The organism is Nitrosomonas sp. HPC101 (assembly GCF_009833125.1).
GTDB lineage: Bacteria > Pseudomonadota > Gammaproteobacteria > Burkholderiales > Nitrosomonadaceae > Nitrosomonas.
Map to the genome: position 1 here is coordinate 126,795 of NZ_QRCC01000008.1, position 16,656 is coordinate 143,450.

Sequence of the window (16,656 nt, forward strand, 5' to 3'; positions counted from 1 at the left end):
GGTCGGGTAAGGGTAGGGCCACGAGGCTTGTCAGCTTCAAAAAGGTTTATGGTAGATTGTAGCCTTGAAGTGTAGCGTAAACAGAAAGGATCTTTGTGAAAGATAAAGTAATTCTGGTGACGGGCGGTGCACGGCGGGTAGGAGCAGCTATCTGCCGGTGGCTGCATCGTAAGGGTGCCAGGCTGGTAGTTCATTATCGTGATTCATCTGCTGATGCACAACGGCTGAAACAAGCACTTGAACAGGAACGCCCGGATTCAGTGGCGCTGCTGCGGGCTGATTTGCTGGATATCAGTCAAATCCCGGCACTGGTTAATCAGGCAGCCCGGCAGTTTGGGCGGCTAGATGCGCTGGTCAATAATGCTTCCAGCTTTTTTCCGACACCTATCGGTGATTGTTCCGAACAAGCCTGGCATGATCTGGTGGGCAGCAATCTGAAGGCACCCTTGTTTCTGTCGCAGGCAGTCGCACCCTATTTGAAAAAAAACCACGGGTGCATCGTCAATATCATTGATATACACGCCGAGCAACCACTTAAACGCTACATTATTTATAACGCGGCCAAAGGCGGGTTGGTAGCTCTGACACGTTCTCTGGCGATGGAGCTTGCGCCAGAAATCCGTGTCAACGGCGTTTCGCCAGGACCCATTTTATGGCCGGAAACAAGTGAGTGGCAGAATGAGGCAACGCGTGCATATATTATTGACAGAACACTGCTCAAGCGTATGGGAGAACCGGATGATATTGCACGCACGGTCAGTTTTTTGATTGAGGATGCGCCATTCATTACCGGACAGATTATCGCTGTTGACGGCGGGCGCAGTATCAATCTTTAGTATGGGAAACTGTACTTCTGGTTTTGTTTATTCATGCTCGCCGGAAAGAGCAGTAGTTTGTGCGATGATCCGGTCACAATAGGCAATGGCAAGTGCGGAAAGTAGAAACACCACATGAATGACAGTTTGTGCAATCAGCGTCTTTTCATCATAAGCAGCGGCATTAATAAAAGTTTTTAACAGATGAATCGATGAAATGCCGATAATGGCAGTTGCCAGCTTGATTTTCAATACCGAAGCGTTGACATGTGACAGCCATTCCGGCTGATCGGGGTGCCCTTCGAGATTCATGCGTGAAACAAAGGTTTCATATCCACCGATGATGACCATGATGAGCAGGTTTGAAATCATGACCACATCGATTAAACCCAGTACCACCAGCATGATGGTGGTCTCAGTCAGCTTCCCGCTATTTTCTGCACCTTTAACCGCCACCATTTCAAGTGTGTGTTGTAATGCGTCTGGATTGCCAACAACCGATCCGACCAGATCGATCAGCTCTACCCAGAAATGGTACACATATATGCCTTGTGCCAGTACCAGCCCCAGATACAAGGGTAGCTGCAACCAGCGGGATAAAAATAGAAAATAAGCGATTGAAGAGATGCGTTTTGAAGGCGTCGAATTGTGATCCTGTTGCATGGCTATATCAATATTCTCAAAAAGTGCAGAAGATTAGCATAGCAACAAGGAATCCGTAATTACTTATTGTTTCCGTTTGTCACGTTCAATGAGTGCGTAGGCAGAATGATTGTGTATGGATTCAAAGTTCTCTGATTCAACAATATAGGCATCTATCCGGTCATCGTGATCGAGTATCTCAGCCACGTCACGAACGATATCCTCGACAAATTTCGGGTTATCGTAGGCTTTTTCTGTGACATATTTTTCATCGGGTCGTTTCAGCAAGCCAAATAGCTCGCATGAAGCCTGCTCCTCTGCGATTTTTATGACGTCTTCAATCCAGACGAAGCTGTTGGTGCGCACAGAAATGGTTACATGTGAACGTTGATTGTGCGCACCGTAGTCGGATATTTTCTTGGAACAGGGGCACAGACTGGTAACGGGAACGACTACCTTCATGGTAAATCCGTACTGATCGCCGTGTTTGATTTCACCGACAAAGGTTACCTCGTAATCCAGTAAACTTGTTACCCCTGAGATGGGTGCCGATTTATTGACGAAATAGGGAAAAGTCATTTCGATATGACCGGAATCTGATCCCAGTCTGCTGACCATGGAGCGCAGAATCTCTTCAAATGATTCAACTGAAATTTCGCGTTCATGACTGTTCAATATTTCCACAAAACGGGACATATGCGTTCCCTTGAAGTTATGCGGCAGATTGACGTACATGTTAAATTGCGCCACGGTATGCTGGGAACCGCCGTCTTTATCGGCAACCGTCACCGGGTGACGAATTGCCTTGATTCCAACCCTATCAATTGCGATATGTCTGGTATCCAGTGATCCCTGCACATCAGCAATAGGCTGATCAGTATATTTTTTCATGAGAGACTCCTTCTTACCCGGATTATCCGGCTGTGAAGCTGCATAAAATATGGGTGGATCAATCGGTGAGAAATAGTATCCACCTGTTTTGCGGCTGGTTTATTACGTGTGTGAATACTGGCGAGAAAGTCTTTCTTTTACTGACCGGATAATCCCGGTTTTGTCCAGTCCGCAGTCGGATAACATCTGTGCGGGATCACCCTGATCAAGAAAGCTGTCCGGTAAACCGAGTTGCAGCAGCCTGACATGCCTGTCCAACCTGGCAAGACATTCCATCACAGCACTGCCTGCCCCTCCCATGACGGTATTTTCTTCAACTGTAACCAGTAACTCGTGTTCATCCGCAAGTGTTGTAATCAGCGTCTGATCGAGTGGTTTGACAAAACGCATGTTTACTACTGTGGCATCCAGCTCGTTTCCTGCTTCAAGACAGGGTGTCAACATGCTGCCAAATGCCAGCAGTGCAATCTTTTTGCCTTGTCGGCGAATCTCACCTTTGCCCAGCGGGATAGTGTGCATTTCCTGCTTTATTTGTACGCCAGGGCCCGTACCGCGAGGGTACCGGACGGCAGTGGGCGTATTGAGCTGGAAAGCAGTATAGAGCATCTGACGGCATTCATCCTCATCAGCAGGTGTCATCACGGTGATATTGGGAATACAGCGCAGGTAACTCAGATCGAAGCTGCCGGCGTGTGTCGGGCCATCTGCCCCAACCAGTCCAGCCCGGTCAATTGCAAAAACAACCGGCAGATTTTGAATGGCAACATCATGAATCAGCTGGTCGTACGCGCGCTGCAGGAAAGTCGAGTAAATTGCCACAACCGGTTTCAGTCCTTCACAGGCTGCGCCGGCAGCAAATGTTATAGCATGTTGTTCAGCAATTCCCACATCGAAATAGCGATCCGGGTATTCCTTTGAGAAACGGATAAGTCCGGAGCCTTCCCGCATGGCGGGCGTTATGCCAATTAATCGTGGATCTTCAGCAGCCATATCACATAGCCAATCCCCAAATATCTGAGTATAGGACGGCCTGGTGGATGGTTTTGACACAATTCCCTGGTCTGGCTTGAATTTCCCGACGCCGTGATACAGGACAGGATCTTCTTCTGCCGGTTTGTAACCTTTACCTTTGCGCGTCACAATGTGCAGGAATTGCGGCCCGTCGAGCTGCTTGATGTTATTGAGTGTAGTGAGCAGGATATCCAGATCGTGACCGTCAATCGGGCCGATATAATTGAAACCTAATTCTTCGAACAGTGTACCCGGAGTTACCATGCCTTTGACATGTTCCTCGGCGCGTTTCGCCAGCTCCAGCATCGGGGGAACCACACCTAGCATTTTCTCACCTGCACGCCTTGCAGTGGCATAAAAACGGCCTGACATCAATTTAGCCAGATGGTGATTGAGTGCCCCCACGGGGGGTGAGATGGACATATCGTTGTCATTCAGGATAACCAGTAAATCTGCGTCCATAACACCGGCATTATTTAGCGCCTCGAAAGCCATTCCTGCGCTCATTGCACCATCACCGATCACGGCAATTGCGTGCTGTTTTACACCGCTGATCCGTGCGGCAACAGCCATACCCAATGCAGCACTGATGGAAGTACTAGAATGCGCGGTACCAAAAGCATCATATTCGCTTTCATCTCGTCTGGGAAAACCGGCAATTCCTCCCTGCATACGCAGATGAGCCATGCCCGCTCGCCGGCCAGTGAGAATTTTATGCGCATAGGTTTGATGTCCGACATCCCAGATCAGGCGATCAAAAGGTGTGTTGAACACATAGTGCAACGCAATGGTCAGTTCAACTGTTCCGAGATTGGAAGACAAATGTCCACCCGTACCCGCCACGGATTCAACCAGAAAATTACGTAATTCATCCGCCAATTGTAGTAATTGGCTGCGTTTTAAGGTACGTAGTTGTGCGGGTATCTCAATGCGATCGAGTAATGGATACATGCGAATTTGTAGCTGAGAGTGGGTAACTGTAAAGATTGGTAAGGATTGGATGGCAGCGTAAAATCAAAATTCACGCTGCACGATGAAATCAGTGATTTGCTGCAAGCGCAGAGCTTCGCGGCCAAATTTGTCTAATATACCACTGGCTTCCCGCTGTAGTTCGTGCGCAAGTTCCCGAGCCTGTTTGATGCCCAGTATACTAACATAGGTGGGTTTGTTGTTTTCTGCATCCTTCCCCGCAGTTTTACCTAACGCGGTGGTGGAAGCTTCAGTGTCTAGGATATCATCTATCACTTGAAATGCCAGACCTATACATTTTGCAAAATGATCCAGCTGCCTGAGCTGATCTTGATCCAGCCTGTTACCGCAACGCGCTCCGAGTATTACTGCAGCTCGGATCAGTGCACCGGTTTTATGGATATGCATGAATTCGAGCTCCGGTAAACTGAGCGTTTTGTCAATGCTATCCAGATCAATTGCTTGTCCTCCAGCCATGCCCCGGGATCCGGTAGCAAACGCAAGATGTCGAATCATTTCCAGCTGTGTATATGGGTCTTCTGTCAAGGTGGATTCAGCCAATAACTGAAAGGCCAGGCTCTGCAGACTGTCACCCACCAGCAAGGCAGTAGGTTCATCATACCGGATGTGACAAGTTGGCTTGCCGCGCCGAAGTACGTCATTATCCATACAGGGAAGATCATCATGTACCAGAGAATAAGCATGAATCAATTCTACCGCCGCGCCGGCGGCAACGATTCGTGTCTTGTCTGCTCCACTGAGTTCTCCGGCTGCAAAGGATAGTAATGGCCGTACTCGCTTGCCTCCATTCAGCACCGCGTAGCGCATTGCTTCATGCAAACGTACAGGAGCACAATTTGTAGCAGGGAGGCGACTCTCCAGGAAAGATTCAATTAAAGCAAGGCATTCGGTTGCCCACGGCTGGAAATCAGGATGCATCGTGCTCAATGGTGGAAAAATTTCTCAATATATCTGCCTCAAGTATTTTTATCTGTTGTTGCGAATCTTTCAGCGTATTCTGACAGTATTGTAACAATTCCACTCCGCGTTTGTATGCAGAAAGCGCATCTTCCAGAGACATTTGCCCGGCTTCCATATTTGCCACAATCTGTTCCAGTTCAGCAGTGGCTATTTCAAAATTTTCTGGCGGCGGATGTAATGCTGTTTCTTCTGTGTTCGACAATGATTTTTTTCTCATGCAGACAGGATTCTTTCTTGGTGATAAAAAGGGTGTTTTATTTGTGTTTTTTAATAAAACGATCTGATCTGGCTGATGATATCGTTTGTTTTGTAATTGACTGCGAGAAAAGTTGACCGGCACAACATAAAAGTCTACCATACCGCGCTTGTAGTGATTGCCCCTTATTCCCCGATAGCTCAGTCGGTAGAGCGACGGACTGTTAATCCGCAGGTCCCAGGTTCGAGCCCTGGTCGGGGAGCCATAGAATATATAGCGATATCAATTATTTATGCTAATTTTAACGAGATTGGCATTTTTGTTTTTGGGGCTGGTGTCAACCAACTGTCAACGCAGCAATTGGGTTTAGTGCTCTTGCTGCCTCTAGGTGACTAGAGGCAAGGTGAGCATATCGCATTGTCGTTTTTAGATCTCGGTGACCTAACACCCGCTGCAAGGTCAGGATGTTGCCGCCGTTGATCATGAAGTGGCTGGCGAAGGTGTGGCGTAGCACGTGAGTTAGTTGGCCTGGCGGGAGGTCGATCTTTGTCCGTTCAATGGCCTCCTTGAACGCGCCGGTGCAGTAATCGAACAGCACATTGCTCCGTTTGTGGGTTTTGTGGTGCGCATGGATTTCTTGTTCTAGATTCTCCGCAATAGGAACTGCCCGAGTCTTGCCCGATTTGGTTCGTGCAAATTGAATTATCCCGTTCCGCACTTGCGTAAGGGTAAGCCCCTCGGCCTCACTCCATCGAGCGCCGGTTGATAAGCAAATTTTCGCTACCAGATACACGTGTACGTTTGATGACGCCTGCAACTGTTCCAGCAGTGGCAGTATCTGCTCACTATTCAGGTACGAAAGTTCGTTTTCTTGAACTTTGAATTGTCTTAAGTCTTTTAGTGGATTATCTTTTTTCCAAGAGCCAAGCCGTATCAATTCGTTGAACATGGCCCGAAGATACGCATGTTCCCGGTTGACCGTGCTCAAGGTGATACCTGCATCAATGCGGCCAGCCCGATACTTCGTGAACATGATCACGTCAAAATCACTGGCCATCGGGTCACGCATTTCCACGATAAGAGCCTTGATGCGTTTGTAGGTATCTTCCCCGGCCTGTAGCTCTTTGCCGTGGCTCTCGTACCAAAGTTCTGCTAAGGACGACAGCTTGCGCATGTCGCGTTTCTCGGGTGACCAAGCCGAATTACTGTTTACCTGGGCCCTTATCCATGTTTCCCAAACCTTTGCCTCGGCCTGTATTCGGAATGTTTTTCGGTAGCGTTTGGAGCCCCTGCCGCCTGGTTGCACGTCGGCGAGCCAGCCCGCCTTGCTTTTTGTTATTGCCATCTTGTTGCCCATACTAGGGAAAACCAATAGGTAACAATGGGTACAAGGACGACAGAGTACCAATAGAGGAATTTGCGAAACTTGGGATTAGCTTTGAATTCTCGACATATTGAGTACCAAGCCCACACACCTAGCGCCCAAAAGATAATAGTCGCGAGTGGATTAAACATTTTTCTTACTTCGTGATCGAACCGGTTCCACGGCCGACAGAGCTACCAGATTGAAAGCCCGCACGAGTAGCACTGACAACAGAACGATGGCTCATGGCAGCACGGGCACCGCCGCCAATTTGCAACATGGTATTTATCCCTGCCATAGCGTACTTCATGGCTGGAGAAGAATCCATCGCTTGACCTACCCCTGTCCGGGCTGCTGCGGCGCCTGCTCTACCGGCCAAGTTACCTGCGCCGGCACCGGCTACTTTTCCAACCGTTGATAACGCAGCCCCGGCAGGGTTGATTGACCAGCGGGCAGCCTGTGCCAGGGAAGCGATTTGCAGCGCAATCCCGCCCGACAGATCGGCCCCGATCGCCGCACCTTTCATGGTCAGGATTATAAGAATCGTTGAAGACACGACAGCAGCTAAGGTGGTGCCAATGTAGTCAATGGTTTCAGCTGGTGTCGTAAGCAGTGCATCAGCATAGTTACTGACAACCTGCATTCCCAATCCCACGATAGCGGTGATGGCAACCGCCGTGAAAATGTACTTGAGAATGCTACTTAACCAGGTATTAAAAAATTGAGCCGTACCCTGGAATGACAAGCAGGCGATAAATAGCGGGCCAAGTGCAAACATAATCGCCAGCGAGAAGTCGATGATGATCATGTTGATAGCCGCAACTATGGTGTAAAGGACAATGAACCCTACCGTGAATGCCCCGCCGATGATGGCGGGAAGGCCCGTGAAGTCCGAGCCACCTAAGCGAATCACAAGATGATCCAAGCCATAATCAAGTATATTTTTATAGGCTTTGCTTGCATTAAAAAGAACCTTATCCAGTTGAGCGTAAATGTTCGCTTCCGTTCCGCTGAAAAGAACGGTTAACCCGTCGCGCAACTCATACGCCATTGCCATGATATTGCTTGCATAGGTTCCGGCAGCCAAGCAAAGAGAGAAGATCAAGAAGGCTCGCAGGGAATTAAAAAACACGTCAAGTAAATGATTCTGTCCGCCTATCCCCCGTACGATCTTATATCCCTGCCACATGATAGAAATGGTAAGACCCAACACCAAGGCTGGCGTCACCCATGTGATGATCATGTTCGGTACATCGCTCCAAGATTTCGTCAAGTCTAGTATCTGGGTGGCTTGCCTCTCGATGATTCCCATGATTGTTTCCCTCTTATTCTGTTGTTGCCTTTTTGGTCGGTTTGGGCTGTAGACCATCGGCTTGCAAAATAGGATTGGCCGTGTTTTCTCGCAATGCCTTCATGCCTTCCTCGTGGCCAGAAGTGGCATCATCACAACCGGCTAGCATGAAGGTTGCCCCAAAGATACACATAAAAACGGCAGTGTGAATTAGATTTTTCATCTTATAGTTCCTCTTTTATGAGTGTTGAAAGAATCGGCATTGTGTTGATGGTTTGCGGCGACACGCATTTTATTGACATGCTTAACTTGGCTATCAGAGCGGGTCCCAACAATATAAACTAGGTCGGAAGGTGTGATTTGCCAACCCTTGATGCAATTAACTGCAAACAGATCATCTAACGCGACCTTAAGCATTTTCCGGAAGTTTCGTAACTGTTTTGTGTCGCTACCGCATAGTTTCCGCAGAGTTTCCACTTTGTACGGGTAAGCCAAGGCGTGACTGGCGTAAAAACCATGCAGCCACTTAGCTAGGTTGCTCTTTAAGGCTTGGCGTTGCACCCAATCGATGTGTGTGAACCCGTCATCATAGAGATGAAGAAGTTTTTCATTAAGTATGACAACATACTGCTGAGTGACTTCATTACGGTATGCTGCGCCTACCAGTTGCCCGCTAAATGTCTTTCTTTCCCTCTTCCAGCTAATTTCAACGACTCCGCCTTGCAAACGGGCAATCTCATCCTTCAATTGCTCGTGTTGCGTTTTTCCGGTGTCCCTTCCCAGAGCCTTTAGTAGGGAGTACGCGCTAAATTCCACTTTGCCGCCAAGCGGCTGTAATCTGCCCAAGTGTAAAAGCATTTCCCATACACCAAGGTCAGTCTGGTTAAACCGTTCCCCCTTGAAGCGCAGTTCAATATCGGCTGTGCTGGCCAGCAGCTCACGACCTTTAAATACCTGACGGTTTTTGCTGATGGTGAATAACGCGGTACGTAGTAAAGCGTTCGGTACACCTCTAACCACTTCGGGCCAAGGTGGCAATTGCGCCATGGCCTGCTGCACAGAGCTGCCGTTCCCTTGTTGGCGCTGCATGGCCTTTTTTTGTACAGCAAGTATACGCGACAGGATGTCGCTTGAAGTTTTTTGCAGCTCATCAACAGCCAACTTAGCCATCGGCTGCGCACTGTTCATAAGAGCTGCTGAACGATGCATGACGCTTAATTCGAATAAGCGTCTAAGTACTGCTTACCCATTTGCATGCGAACAGCTTCTACGTTCACAAAGACACGCTTGCCTATCTTGGTGGTAGGCCAATAGCCACGCTTATACTGGGCATGGAACACCGAGAACGGTAAGCCGATTGTATGTGCAAATGCTTCCATAGTCATGATAGGCATGGCCGTATTGGCCAGATGTCCATTAATAGTTTCCTTTTCAATCCCGCCTGGAACACTCATAATTACCCTGTTCAATTACGTCTACAGTATCATGGAATATATCCATATTATATTGGATTTTATCAATACTATAGCAAGAGTCAAGAGGAAATATGGCCAAAGATGTTCAAACCCTGGAAGATCGTTTGAGACTGTTGATCACGACTGTCACTTCTGCGGAGCGCAAATGGAAGGACATGGAACGTGCTACAGGGATACCCGCTACCAGTTGGGTTGATTTCTATCGTGGAAAGAAACGTGCTACTGCTGAAACGATTGAGGCAGTTAGCCGGGTATGGCCACAGTATTCGTTTTGGCTTTCGACAGGAATTACTGATCCACAGTATGGGCATGTCTCACCGCTTCCACATACAGACAAAGAGGTGCCTAGTGCGACACGTTATTTCATTGCGTTATTAGAAGAAAAAAGAGTTCGCGAAAAATTTGCAAATCGGTGGCTACAGGAGGATTTGGGAGAAGATTTTACCTTGCAGTGGTTTGGCACCGAGGCGTACATAATGGTCCGGAATATTGAGATATTGGATCCACGCAGCGAATCAGAAGTGCTTCAGGCAACCCGGGAAACTCGGCATACCAAGCATTTGCGTAGAGTTGAAATTATGGCTCTTGACGCGATGCCTGCTCTCGACTATGAGCAGACTGAAAAGTTTCTGCCTGTGCTTAAAGCCCTATTGCAGGGTCTTACAGATACCTCACTTGGAAAAGAGAACAAGCTAACTCTAGGGCGTATTAACAAAATAATAGATGATATGTCCATTCGCGTAAAACGGTATAACGAACGGAAAAAGGAACAGAGCAATCGCAATCAATAAGGCAACAAGAGGAAGTTTGGGAGGCCGGAGCGGATGCGCTCACACGGCATTTCAAGTGCACTGATACGGCATTTCAGATGCACTGATACGGCATTTCAGATGCGGTGTCTATTTTTTAATCAATCTGAAAAACCGCACACACACTGAATCTTTATGTTTTTATCCACAGATTTTGTGCCGTGCTAATAGTCTTTTAATACTTATTTAATCCGCGCGCGAAACTACTTTGTAGGCAAATCTCGCAGTTCGCGGCCCAGTATGGGGCACCTCTGCGGGTGCGCCCGACACGGCTACACTGAGGAGAGGGCTGTAGGATTGAAAAAAATCAGTAGCTTATGAATGAATATGTATGCATCTGCTACATATCCACAAGAACCATGAATATTTCTGTGGATAACCCGCTTAAGGCACTGGTGTTGCAGGAAGAGATAGGGATGATTAATAATTGATCACCGCATTGATCTTTTTTAAGTGACTGAAGAATCTTGTTAATCCTAGACTATAACCGTCCCACTCCTGTTCAGGTCGGCGAGCCAATATTGATTCCCCTGTACTCGGGTGTTCGTGCTGGATTTCCGAGTCCAGCAGAAGATTTTCTACTCAAACGCATTGATCTGAGCGATGAGCTGATTAAACACCCGGAGGCAACGTTCCTCATGCGTATCAAAGGGCATTCAATGGCGGCTGCCGGTATCGACGATGGCGATATTGTGGTTGTCGATAAGTCGGTTAAGCCGGAGCATGGGAAAATCGTGATTGCCTGTGTGGATGGAGAATTTACCTGCAAACGGCTGTATATGATGGCTGGAATAACCAAGTTGCAAGCAGTCAATCCAGATTTTAAAGATATTCTTTTCAAGGACGGCCAGACCCTGGAAGTATGGGGAGTAGTGACTTCCTGTATTAAACAGTTCTGAATCGTTTATTTAAATCATTATTTTCGTTACTACATAACAACAGGAATCGACATGAACAGAGCATCTCGGTGGATTACCTACTACGGAATCAAACCTCAACTGCCACAAGCAGCACCGATTTCACTGTTTGCGCAAGATCAGGAAGACGAATTGTTTCTTGGCCCACACGTTCGTCTTTGCGGATTCTCCGGAATGGCGCACATTGAATCATCTACCTTAGCATATCGGTATGCAGAAGCTTGTACTCCATTTTTACAGAAACGCTACGGCAATGAAACCAAGTTAGAGGTTGTCATTTGGGAATCAGTAGAAGATAAGAAATTAGCAGGCAGGATAGAGAAAGATTCAGAGATAATCCGCAAGCGTCTTGTGGCTGGAAATTTCTCTCCTAACAAAGCTCTATAGTCTAAGCTCTCATACGTCATGAAGGTATTTGCCCTGATTGATGGCAACAATTTCTACTGCTCATGCGAGCGGGTATTCCAACCAAGCTTGCAGAAAGTACCGCTGATAGTTCTTTCTAATAATGATCTGTATGCCCAACTTTGTTAGTAACATGAAGACTATCTGATCTGCATTTTATATTGGGATTTATTACCTCTTTGAGAACAGCTGATTACCTCAAAGAGGGTCACTTATTCCATCTTTACAGTCTTAGCTTTAGACAACGGCTAAATGGTTTGGGGAGAGGAACAGATGAGGCTTGTGTTAGCCACTGCCGATCTTGTGGTTGAAGGCCGATCGTTTGAGGGTTTTCCTTTACTGCTGAACAATGACGGCTGGCCCCTTGAACCAGCACAATCTTTTTTGTGGCACACGTTGGTCACCAACGGTGGTATCGAGAGTAAGCTGACTTGGGAGGCATATGGCCGCAGATTATATGACTATTTTTCATTCTTAACTGCCAATGGTTTGGTCTGGAATGAAGCACAGAAATCCATTGGGTTGAGTGTAGTGGCAAAATATCGGGACTGGTCACTTGGCGAATTAGGCTTGAATCCCAGCACCGTGAACAGACGCTTGAATCTGGTCGTGCGGTTTTACGATTGGTGCAAACGCCAAGGGCACATTTCTCACCTTCCATTCAGTATGCGTAATGTTCGGTTGTTACCACATCAAGGCTTTCTTGCCCACGTGAATCGCTTAGGTTGTGTAGTTTCAAAGCCGACAGTCATAGCCCGCGAACATAAACCAACGCTTAAATTTTTGATCAAAGAGCAAGTCAGACTGTGCCTTGGTGCTAAGCTTGATCCAAGTCATGCGCTTTTACTCAATTTGATGGTCCGAACCGGAATGCGGTCGTGCGAGGCGCGTACCTTTCCACTCACATACGTCTTCAATCCAAGAACACGAAAGGGGCTGATGCCTGGTCAGATGATCCGCGTCAATCTTGAACCAACCGACATGCACATCAAATACGGAAAACCAAGAAGCGTGGATGTACCGTGGTCGCTCATGGAGGACATGTGGATCTATTCGTTGCACCAGCGAGAAATTCGGCGAAAACGATCAGGATTGGCTCCTTGTGCGCTTGTTCTGACAACGCTTGGAACCGAGTTCTCAAAAGGCGCTGTCGTGGATGCGATGAAAGCCATTGAGAAAAAGGTGGGATTTCCGGTGCGAGCTCACATGTTGCGGCATAGCTATGGTACTTACACGTTATCTGCACTACGCAAAAATATATCTTTCGAAGGTGAGCCGCTGTTGTATGTCCGTGACCGAATGGGACATTTAAGCGTACAAACCACTGCGATTTACCTACATCTGATCAATCAGTTGGATGCACAGCTCGTATTAGCACACGAGGATGAAATAGACATGTTGTTCACGCGGGGCAGCAACGGCTCAATCGATACAGGGGGCGATTGATGGTTCGCATCAAAGATTATAAGACCAAGATACTTGATATCCCAACCGACCATGCGGCTCATTCAGAATCTATCAACGCATTAATTGCATTACCAGCAAACCCCCGCAACCATAATTTGATTGACTTGAGGCCATGGCTGGGGCGTGGCTTTGACGAATGGATTTGGGCAGTCACCACAGTATTGAAGGCGCGGCTCCACAGTGGGAATTTCTCCACCGCAACTATCGTGAGTTTCGCATCCAATGGGGTTAAGGTATTCCTGCCATATCTTACAGAAAACCAGGGAGACACGATGCCCGCGCGACCCTCTGACGTAAGAATGGCCGATGTCTCGCGTTACATTGCTTGGCTAAAGCTCAAATATCCAAATGGATCCACAGCCAAGAACTATTACTCCGCCTTCAAGGCGATTCTGGTTGGCCTGATGGATTATGGCTTTATCAACCAACACCCAGAAGTCTTGCTACCGAGCAACCCTTTTCCCAGGAATAGAGCGGTGACAAAAGGCGAGACCCCGTTAAGCCAAGCTGAAATGCAGCGATTGGCTATGGCACTTAAAACTGATCTTATTGCTATCCATCATGGACGATTCGTTGGATTGGAGTCGGAGGCCATTGTGGTTCTCATGCTCATCATTGGCATGCGTTCTGGCATCAATGTCACGCCACTTTTGGAAATGGAGCGGGACTGTTTGAGGCCACATCCCTTCATGCCTAACCTCATGCTGGTAAAAACCTTCAAACGCCGAGGAAGAGGTGCGCAGTCTACTTCATTGAGGCAGACCCACATCCACGATCACGCAGCATCTATTCCGTTGGATGGTGTTGCTGTTCTCAGGAAAGCCTTGGAAATAACTCAGACTCTGCTGCCAAGTGCGCCAGAAATCATCAGAAATCGTGTCTGGCTTTACCGCTCTTCGCAACGTGGACAAAGCAAGGGGCAGATACTTTGTTTGAATATGGGTAGTGTATCCGAACTCACTAGAGCAATCGTCAAACGCCATGGATTGATGGCTGATAATGGTTCTGTTTTGCGGATAACTCTTGGGCGCTTGCGCAAAACTATGGAAAACCGTCTCTGGAAGCTCAGTGATGGCGATTTGCTTACGGTGTCCTCAATGATGGGACATTCCCCACAGATTGCAGACAACCACTATTTACACCTTGATGAACGAACCAAAGCAGAGGGTGCGAGATTCATCGGTGAAGTATTTCCACACAAGCTGAGAGGGCAACAATTTGTACCAACACCAACAGGTAGTTGCAAAGACAGTTTGCAAGGTGCTCTCGCTCCCAAAGATGGTTCAACACACTGTGCAGAGTTCACGCATTGCTTAGGTTGTCCAAGCTATGCCATTGTGGGAACAGTCCAGGATTTACACCGACTGTTTAGTTTCCAGCGTTTCCTGATATCGGAAGTGAATTACTATGCCACGGGAGAGTGGCAAGAATGGCAAGGCCACCATCACGACCTCATTGCGCAAATCGACAGAATTGCAATCGAGAACTTCTTGCCTGCGATAGTGGAACAAGCCAAGGCACAGGCCACTAGTACCCCGCATCCATTCTGGGCAATACGCATGCGCCAGTTGCAACTGAATAGAGCTGAGTAGGGAGACAGCCATGGTAATACAGATACCGAAGGCTTATGACTTATTGGCAGCCCAATCCATATCAGTCAAAGGACTATCTGATTTCGACAGATCCAATATTATAGTCAGCGCTGTAGTTGATATGGATGGTAACAATCATGTTCTATCCAGATTTGGTGATCCTGTTTGGGACTTCAGGCCCTACTTTGAGCAATCAAACGTGGCAGACGGTCAAAAATACATTCTTTGGCCGGACGATTGCCCACAAGCTATGGTCGATGACTGTAAGGCTGTCTTGTATGCATGGTTCAAGCGGGGACTTCCTCACTCGAAGCCTCCCATCGCCATGGGCGTCTGCCAAGCGGCCATAGCCTCGGCAATACCGACGATGCGCTGGTTAACAACATTGAACATTAGAAAATTCGACCAAGTTAAGCCCATTCATATTGCGAACTATGTTCATTACACCCAATCCAGACTGACCCGTAACGCACAAAGCGTCTACGATAGCTTGCGTATATTGGATTTTTTATGGGTGTTTCGTAACGAGACGTCATCCCCTCTTGCCATGTGCCCTTGGGGAGAGAGCTCGCTGTGGCGAATCTGCGGTTTAGCAAAACAAGTCGGTGGCCAGTTCGGGCGAACTGAAACCGGCAAGACCCCCATCATCCCCCCAGATGTACAGGCTAAGATCTTCAACCATTGCGAACAGATTCTCGCGTCGGCCCCGAAACTTCTTAACAAGCGCGATGCCGGTAAGTTGGGTCATAGAAATCCCGCATTGATCCGGATTCGGGATGCTGCACTCTATATCCTGTCGATTACCAGTGGCATGCGCAACGAAGAGGTCATTGGGATTGAAACAGGGTCATGGCGGAGTGAAATGTGTGACGGAGTAGAATACCACTGGGTTGCTACCACGGAGCACAAAACAGGAAAAGGCAAGGTCGAGTTCCTGATACCGGAGCTAACAGTGAAGGTCCTGGACATGATGAGCCACTATGCAAAGCCTCTTCAAGAGGAGCTTTCTCGTGAAATTGAGGAACTGATGAGAAATTCCGAGCTACGAGGTTTTAAGGAACGAATGCTACGGTTGGCAAAAGCTAAGAGAGATGTGAACAAGCTATTTCTATGTACAAGTATGTCTGGGCAGAGTGAAGCTTCAGGTTATCATGTTGATGCGCTGTCCAATGGTGCATCAAAGATCTCCTTCCGGCGATTGGCTAAGGCAGCTGGGACAGATTGGCTACTAGCTCCCCACCAATGCCGCAGAACCTATGCCCGGAATATCGTCGAATCTCGGATGGGGCGCGCGTCGCTAGTATTTCTCAAGTGGCAATTCAAACATTCCAGCATCAGTATGACGCAGTTATATGCATCCAACCCAATTCAAGATACGTTGCTGTTTAATGACATTCTGGATGAGATGACTGAGTTCAAGGTCGATCTGATTGAATCTTGGCTTAGTGAGCAACCTTTAAGCGGTGGTGCTGGACGCAAAATCAAAAAGGCACGCATTATCGCTCTGGAAAATCGAAAGGCATTATTAGCTGAGACGGCGAGTCAGGTTCACATCCGTGCTACGGGTCACGGATGGTGTCTCGCACAAGAAAAGGGATGTGGAGGTGCGGGCTTGTATGAAGCTACTCGATGCGTTGGATGCAAGAACGGAGTCATTGACAAATCCTTCACGGAAATATGGAAAGGTATCTACGAACAACAAACCGAATTGCTGGCCATCGACGATGCTGGACCGGCTGTCAAGCAACGTGCTGAGCGTGACGTTAAGTGGGCTCGCCAGGTCATGGTAGAACTTGGCGTTCTGTCGAAACAGCAGGTAAGTTAAAGCTGAG

General features: G+C 47.9%; 18 protein-coding genes and 1 tRNA gene. 9 read left to right on the forward strand and 10 right to left on the reverse strand.

The window, feature by feature from the left end; translation table 11 throughout:
- The first annotated feature begins 95 nt into the window (after positions 1-95).
- Positions 96-836, forward strand: coding sequence for a pteridine reductase (locus ABO04_RS05690; RefSeq protein ID WP_160809724.1), 741 nt, complete (start codon positions 96-98; stop codon positions 834-836).
- 27 nt (positions 837-863) lie between these two features.
- On the opposite strand, the gene ABO04_RS05695 is transcribed toward ABO04_RS05690, so the two are convergent.
- The 5 genes from ABO04_RS05695 to ABO04_RS05715 form a co-directional block, all read right to left on the reverse strand.
- The gene (locus tag ABO04_RS05695; protein WP_160809725.1) at positions 864-1,478 is read right to left on the reverse strand and encodes a YqhA family protein; all 615 of its coding nucleotides are present in this window, start codon (positions 1,476-1,478) and stop codon (positions 864-866) included.
- 63 nt (positions 1,479-1,541) lie between these two features.
- Complete coding sequence (gene folE2 / locus ABO04_RS05700; protein WP_160809726.1) at positions 1,542-2,348, reverse strand: GTP cyclohydrolase FolE2; 807 nt, start codon at positions 2,346-2,348, stop codon at positions 1,542-1,544.
- A gap of 102 nt (positions 2,349-2,450) precedes the next feature.
- Complete coding sequence (gene dxs, locus ABO04_RS05705; protein WP_160809727.1) at positions 2,451-4,310, reverse strand: 1-deoxy-D-xylulose-5-phosphate synthase; 1,860 nt, start codon at positions 4,308-4,310, stop codon at positions 2,451-2,453.
- Positions 4,311-4,373: 63 nt separating this feature from the next.
- Positions 4,374-5,267, reverse strand: a complete 894-nt coding sequence (locus ABO04_RS05710; protein ID WP_160809728.1) for a polyprenyl synthetase family protein — start codon at positions 5,265-5,267, stop codon at positions 4,374-4,376.
- The gene (locus tag ABO04_RS05715; protein WP_160809729.1) at positions 5,257-5,526 is read right to left on the reverse strand and encodes an exodeoxyribonuclease VII small subunit; all 270 of its coding nucleotides are present in this window, start codon (positions 5,524-5,526) and stop codon (positions 5,257-5,259) included. Before ABO04_RS05715 ends, ABO04_RS05710 begins: the two co-directional genes overlap by 11 nt.
- Before the next feature lie 168 nt (positions 5,527-5,694).
- On the opposite strand from ABO04_RS05715, the gene ABO04_RS05720 reads away from it, so the two are divergent.
- Positions 5,695-5,770, forward strand: a tRNA-Asn gene (locus tag ABO04_RS05720).
- Positions 5,771-5,842: 72 nt separating this feature from the next.
- On the opposite strand, the gene ABO04_RS12055 is transcribed toward ABO04_RS05720, so the two are convergent.
- The 5 genes from ABO04_RS12055 to ABO04_RS05745 all read right to left on the reverse strand — a co-directional run bounded on the left by ABO04_RS12055 (position 5,843) and on the right by ABO04_RS05745 (position 9,613).
- Positions 5,843-6,862 (reverse strand): tyrosine-type recombinase/integrase, encoded by a 1,020-nt coding sequence (locus tag ABO04_RS12055; protein ID WP_240141436.1) that lies wholly within the window; start codon positions 6,860-6,862, stop codon positions 5,843-5,845.
- 163 nt (positions 6,863-7,025) lie between these two features.
- Entirely contained in the window at positions 7,026-8,180 is a 1,155-nt protein-coding gene (locus tag ABO04_RS05730; protein WP_240141437.1) for a type IV secretion system protein, read from the reverse strand.
- Between the two features lie 13 nt (positions 8,181-8,193).
- Positions 8,194-8,382, reverse strand: coding sequence for a hypothetical protein (locus ABO04_RS05735; RefSeq protein ID WP_160809730.1), 189 nt, complete (start codon positions 8,380-8,382; stop codon positions 8,194-8,196).
- A complete protein-coding gene (gene trfA / locus ABO04_RS05740) occupies positions 8,379-9,347 on the reverse strand; it encodes a plasmid replication initiator TrfA (protein WP_160809731.1) in 969 nt (322 codons plus the stop codon). The genes ABO04_RS05735 and trfA overlap by 4 nt, the downstream gene beginning before the upstream one ends.
- Positions 9,348-9,373: 26 nt before the next feature.
- Positions 9,374-9,613: a hypothetical protein gene (locus ABO04_RS05745; protein ID WP_205012744.1), complete on the reverse strand. Its 240-nt coding sequence runs from the start codon at positions 9,611-9,613 to the stop codon at positions 9,374-9,376.
- Between the two features lie 92 nt (positions 9,614-9,705).
- Between ABO04_RS05745 and ABO04_RS05750 the strand changes: the two genes are divergently transcribed.
- From ABO04_RS05750 to ABO04_RS05780, 7 genes are all read left to right on the forward strand, one after another.
- Positions 9,706-10,425 carry a hypothetical protein gene (locus ABO04_RS05750; protein ID WP_160809732.1) on the forward strand — a complete coding sequence of 240 codons (720 nt, stop codon included), beginning with the start codon at positions 9,706-9,708 and terminating at the stop codon, positions 10,423-10,425.
- Positions 10,426-10,910: 485 nt separating this feature from the next.
- Entirely contained in the window at positions 10,911-11,342 is a 432-nt protein-coding gene (gene umuD, locus ABO04_RS05755) for a translesion error-prone DNA polymerase V autoproteolytic subunit (RefSeq protein ID WP_160809733.1), read from the forward strand.
- Between the two features lie 51 nt (positions 11,343-11,393).
- Complete coding sequence (locus tag ABO04_RS05760; protein WP_160809734.1) at positions 11,394-11,747, forward strand: hypothetical protein; 354 nt, start codon at positions 11,394-11,396, stop codon at positions 11,745-11,747.
- An 18-nt stretch (positions 11,748-11,765) separates the two neighbouring features.
- Positions 11,766-11,894 (forward strand): hypothetical protein, encoded by a 129-nt coding sequence (locus ABO04_RS12310; RefSeq protein WP_160809735.1) that lies wholly within the window; start codon positions 11,766-11,768, stop codon positions 11,892-11,894.
- 144 nt (positions 11,895-12,038) lie between these two features.
- The gene (locus ABO04_RS05770) at positions 12,039-13,211 is read left to right on the forward strand and encodes a site-specific integrase (RefSeq protein ID WP_160809736.1); all 1,173 of its coding nucleotides are present in this window, start codon (positions 12,039-12,041) and stop codon (positions 13,209-13,211) included.
- Positions 13,211-14,824 carry a hypothetical protein gene (locus ABO04_RS05775; protein WP_164504279.1) on the forward strand — a complete coding sequence of 538 codons (1,614 nt, stop codon included), beginning with the start codon at positions 13,211-13,213 and terminating at the stop codon, positions 14,822-14,824. The genes ABO04_RS05770 and ABO04_RS05775 overlap by 1 nt, the downstream gene beginning before the upstream one ends.
- A gap of 10 nt (positions 14,825-14,834) precedes the next feature.
- Positions 14,835-16,649 (forward strand): site-specific integrase, encoded by a 1,815-nt coding sequence (locus ABO04_RS05780; RefSeq protein ID WP_160809737.1) that lies wholly within the window; start codon positions 14,835-14,837, stop codon positions 16,647-16,649.
- Positions 16,650-16,656 lie beyond the last annotated feature (7 nt).

Excerpts from the sequence above, each read along its gene's own strand:
- ABO04_RS05695 (WP_160809725.1), bottom strand. The coding sequence starts at position 1,478 with ATGCAACAGGATCACAATTCGACGCCTTCAAAACGCATCTCTTCAATC.
- folE2 (WP_160809726.1), bottom strand. The coding sequence starts at position 2,348 with ATGAAAAAATATACTGATCAGCCTATTGCTGATGTGCAGGGATCACTG.
- dxs (WP_160809727.1), bottom strand. The coding sequence starts at position 4,310 with ATGTATCCATTACTCGATCGCATTGAGATACCCGCACAACTACGTACC.
- ABO04_RS05710 (WP_160809728.1), bottom strand. The coding sequence starts at position 5,267 with ATGCATCCTGATTTCCAGCCGTGGGCAACCGAATGCCTTGCTTTAATT.
- ABO04_RS05715 (WP_160809729.1), bottom strand. The coding sequence starts at position 5,526 with ATGAGAAAAAAATCATTGTCGAACACAGAAGAAACAGCATTACATCCG.
- ABO04_RS12055 (WP_240141436.1), bottom strand. The coding sequence starts at position 6,862 with ATGGGCAACAAGATGGCAATAACAAAAAGCAAGGCGGGCTGGCTCGCC.
- ABO04_RS05730 (WP_240141437.1), bottom strand. The coding sequence starts at position 8,180 with ATGGGAATCATCGAGAGGCAAGCCACCCAGATACTAGACTTGACGAAA.
- ABO04_RS05735 (WP_160809730.1), bottom strand. The coding sequence starts at position 8,382 with ATGAAAAATCTAATTCACACTGCCGTTTTTATGTGTATCTTTGGGGCA.
- trfA (WP_160809731.1), bottom strand. The coding sequence starts at position 9,347 with ATGAACAGTGCGCAGCCGATGGCTAAGTTGGCTGTTGATGAGCTGCAA.
- ABO04_RS05745 (WP_205012744.1), bottom strand. The coding sequence starts at position 9,613 with ATGAGTGTTCCAGGCGGGATTGAAAAGGAAACTATTAATGGACATCTG.
- ABO04_RS05750 (WP_160809732.1), top strand. The coding sequence starts at position 9,706 with ATGGCCAAAGATGTTCAAACCCTGGAAGATCGTTTGAGACTGTTGATC.
- ABO04_RS05760 (WP_160809734.1), top strand. The coding sequence starts at position 11,394 with ATGAACAGAGCATCTCGGTGGATTACCTACTACGGAATCAAACCTCAA.
- ABO04_RS12310 (WP_160809735.1), top strand. The coding sequence starts at position 11,766 with ATGAAGGTATTTGCCCTGATTGATGGCAACAATTTCTACTGCTCATGC.
- ABO04_RS05770 (WP_160809736.1), top strand. The coding sequence starts at position 12,039 with ATGAGGCTTGTGTTAGCCACTGCCGATCTTGTGGTTGAAGGCCGATCG.
- ABO04_RS05775 (WP_164504279.1), top strand. The coding sequence starts at position 13,211 with ATGGTTCGCATCAAAGATTATAAGACCAAGATACTTGATATCCCAACC.
- ABO04_RS05780 (WP_160809737.1), top strand. The coding sequence starts at position 14,835 with ATGGTAATACAGATACCGAAGGCTTATGACTTATTGGCAGCCCAATCC.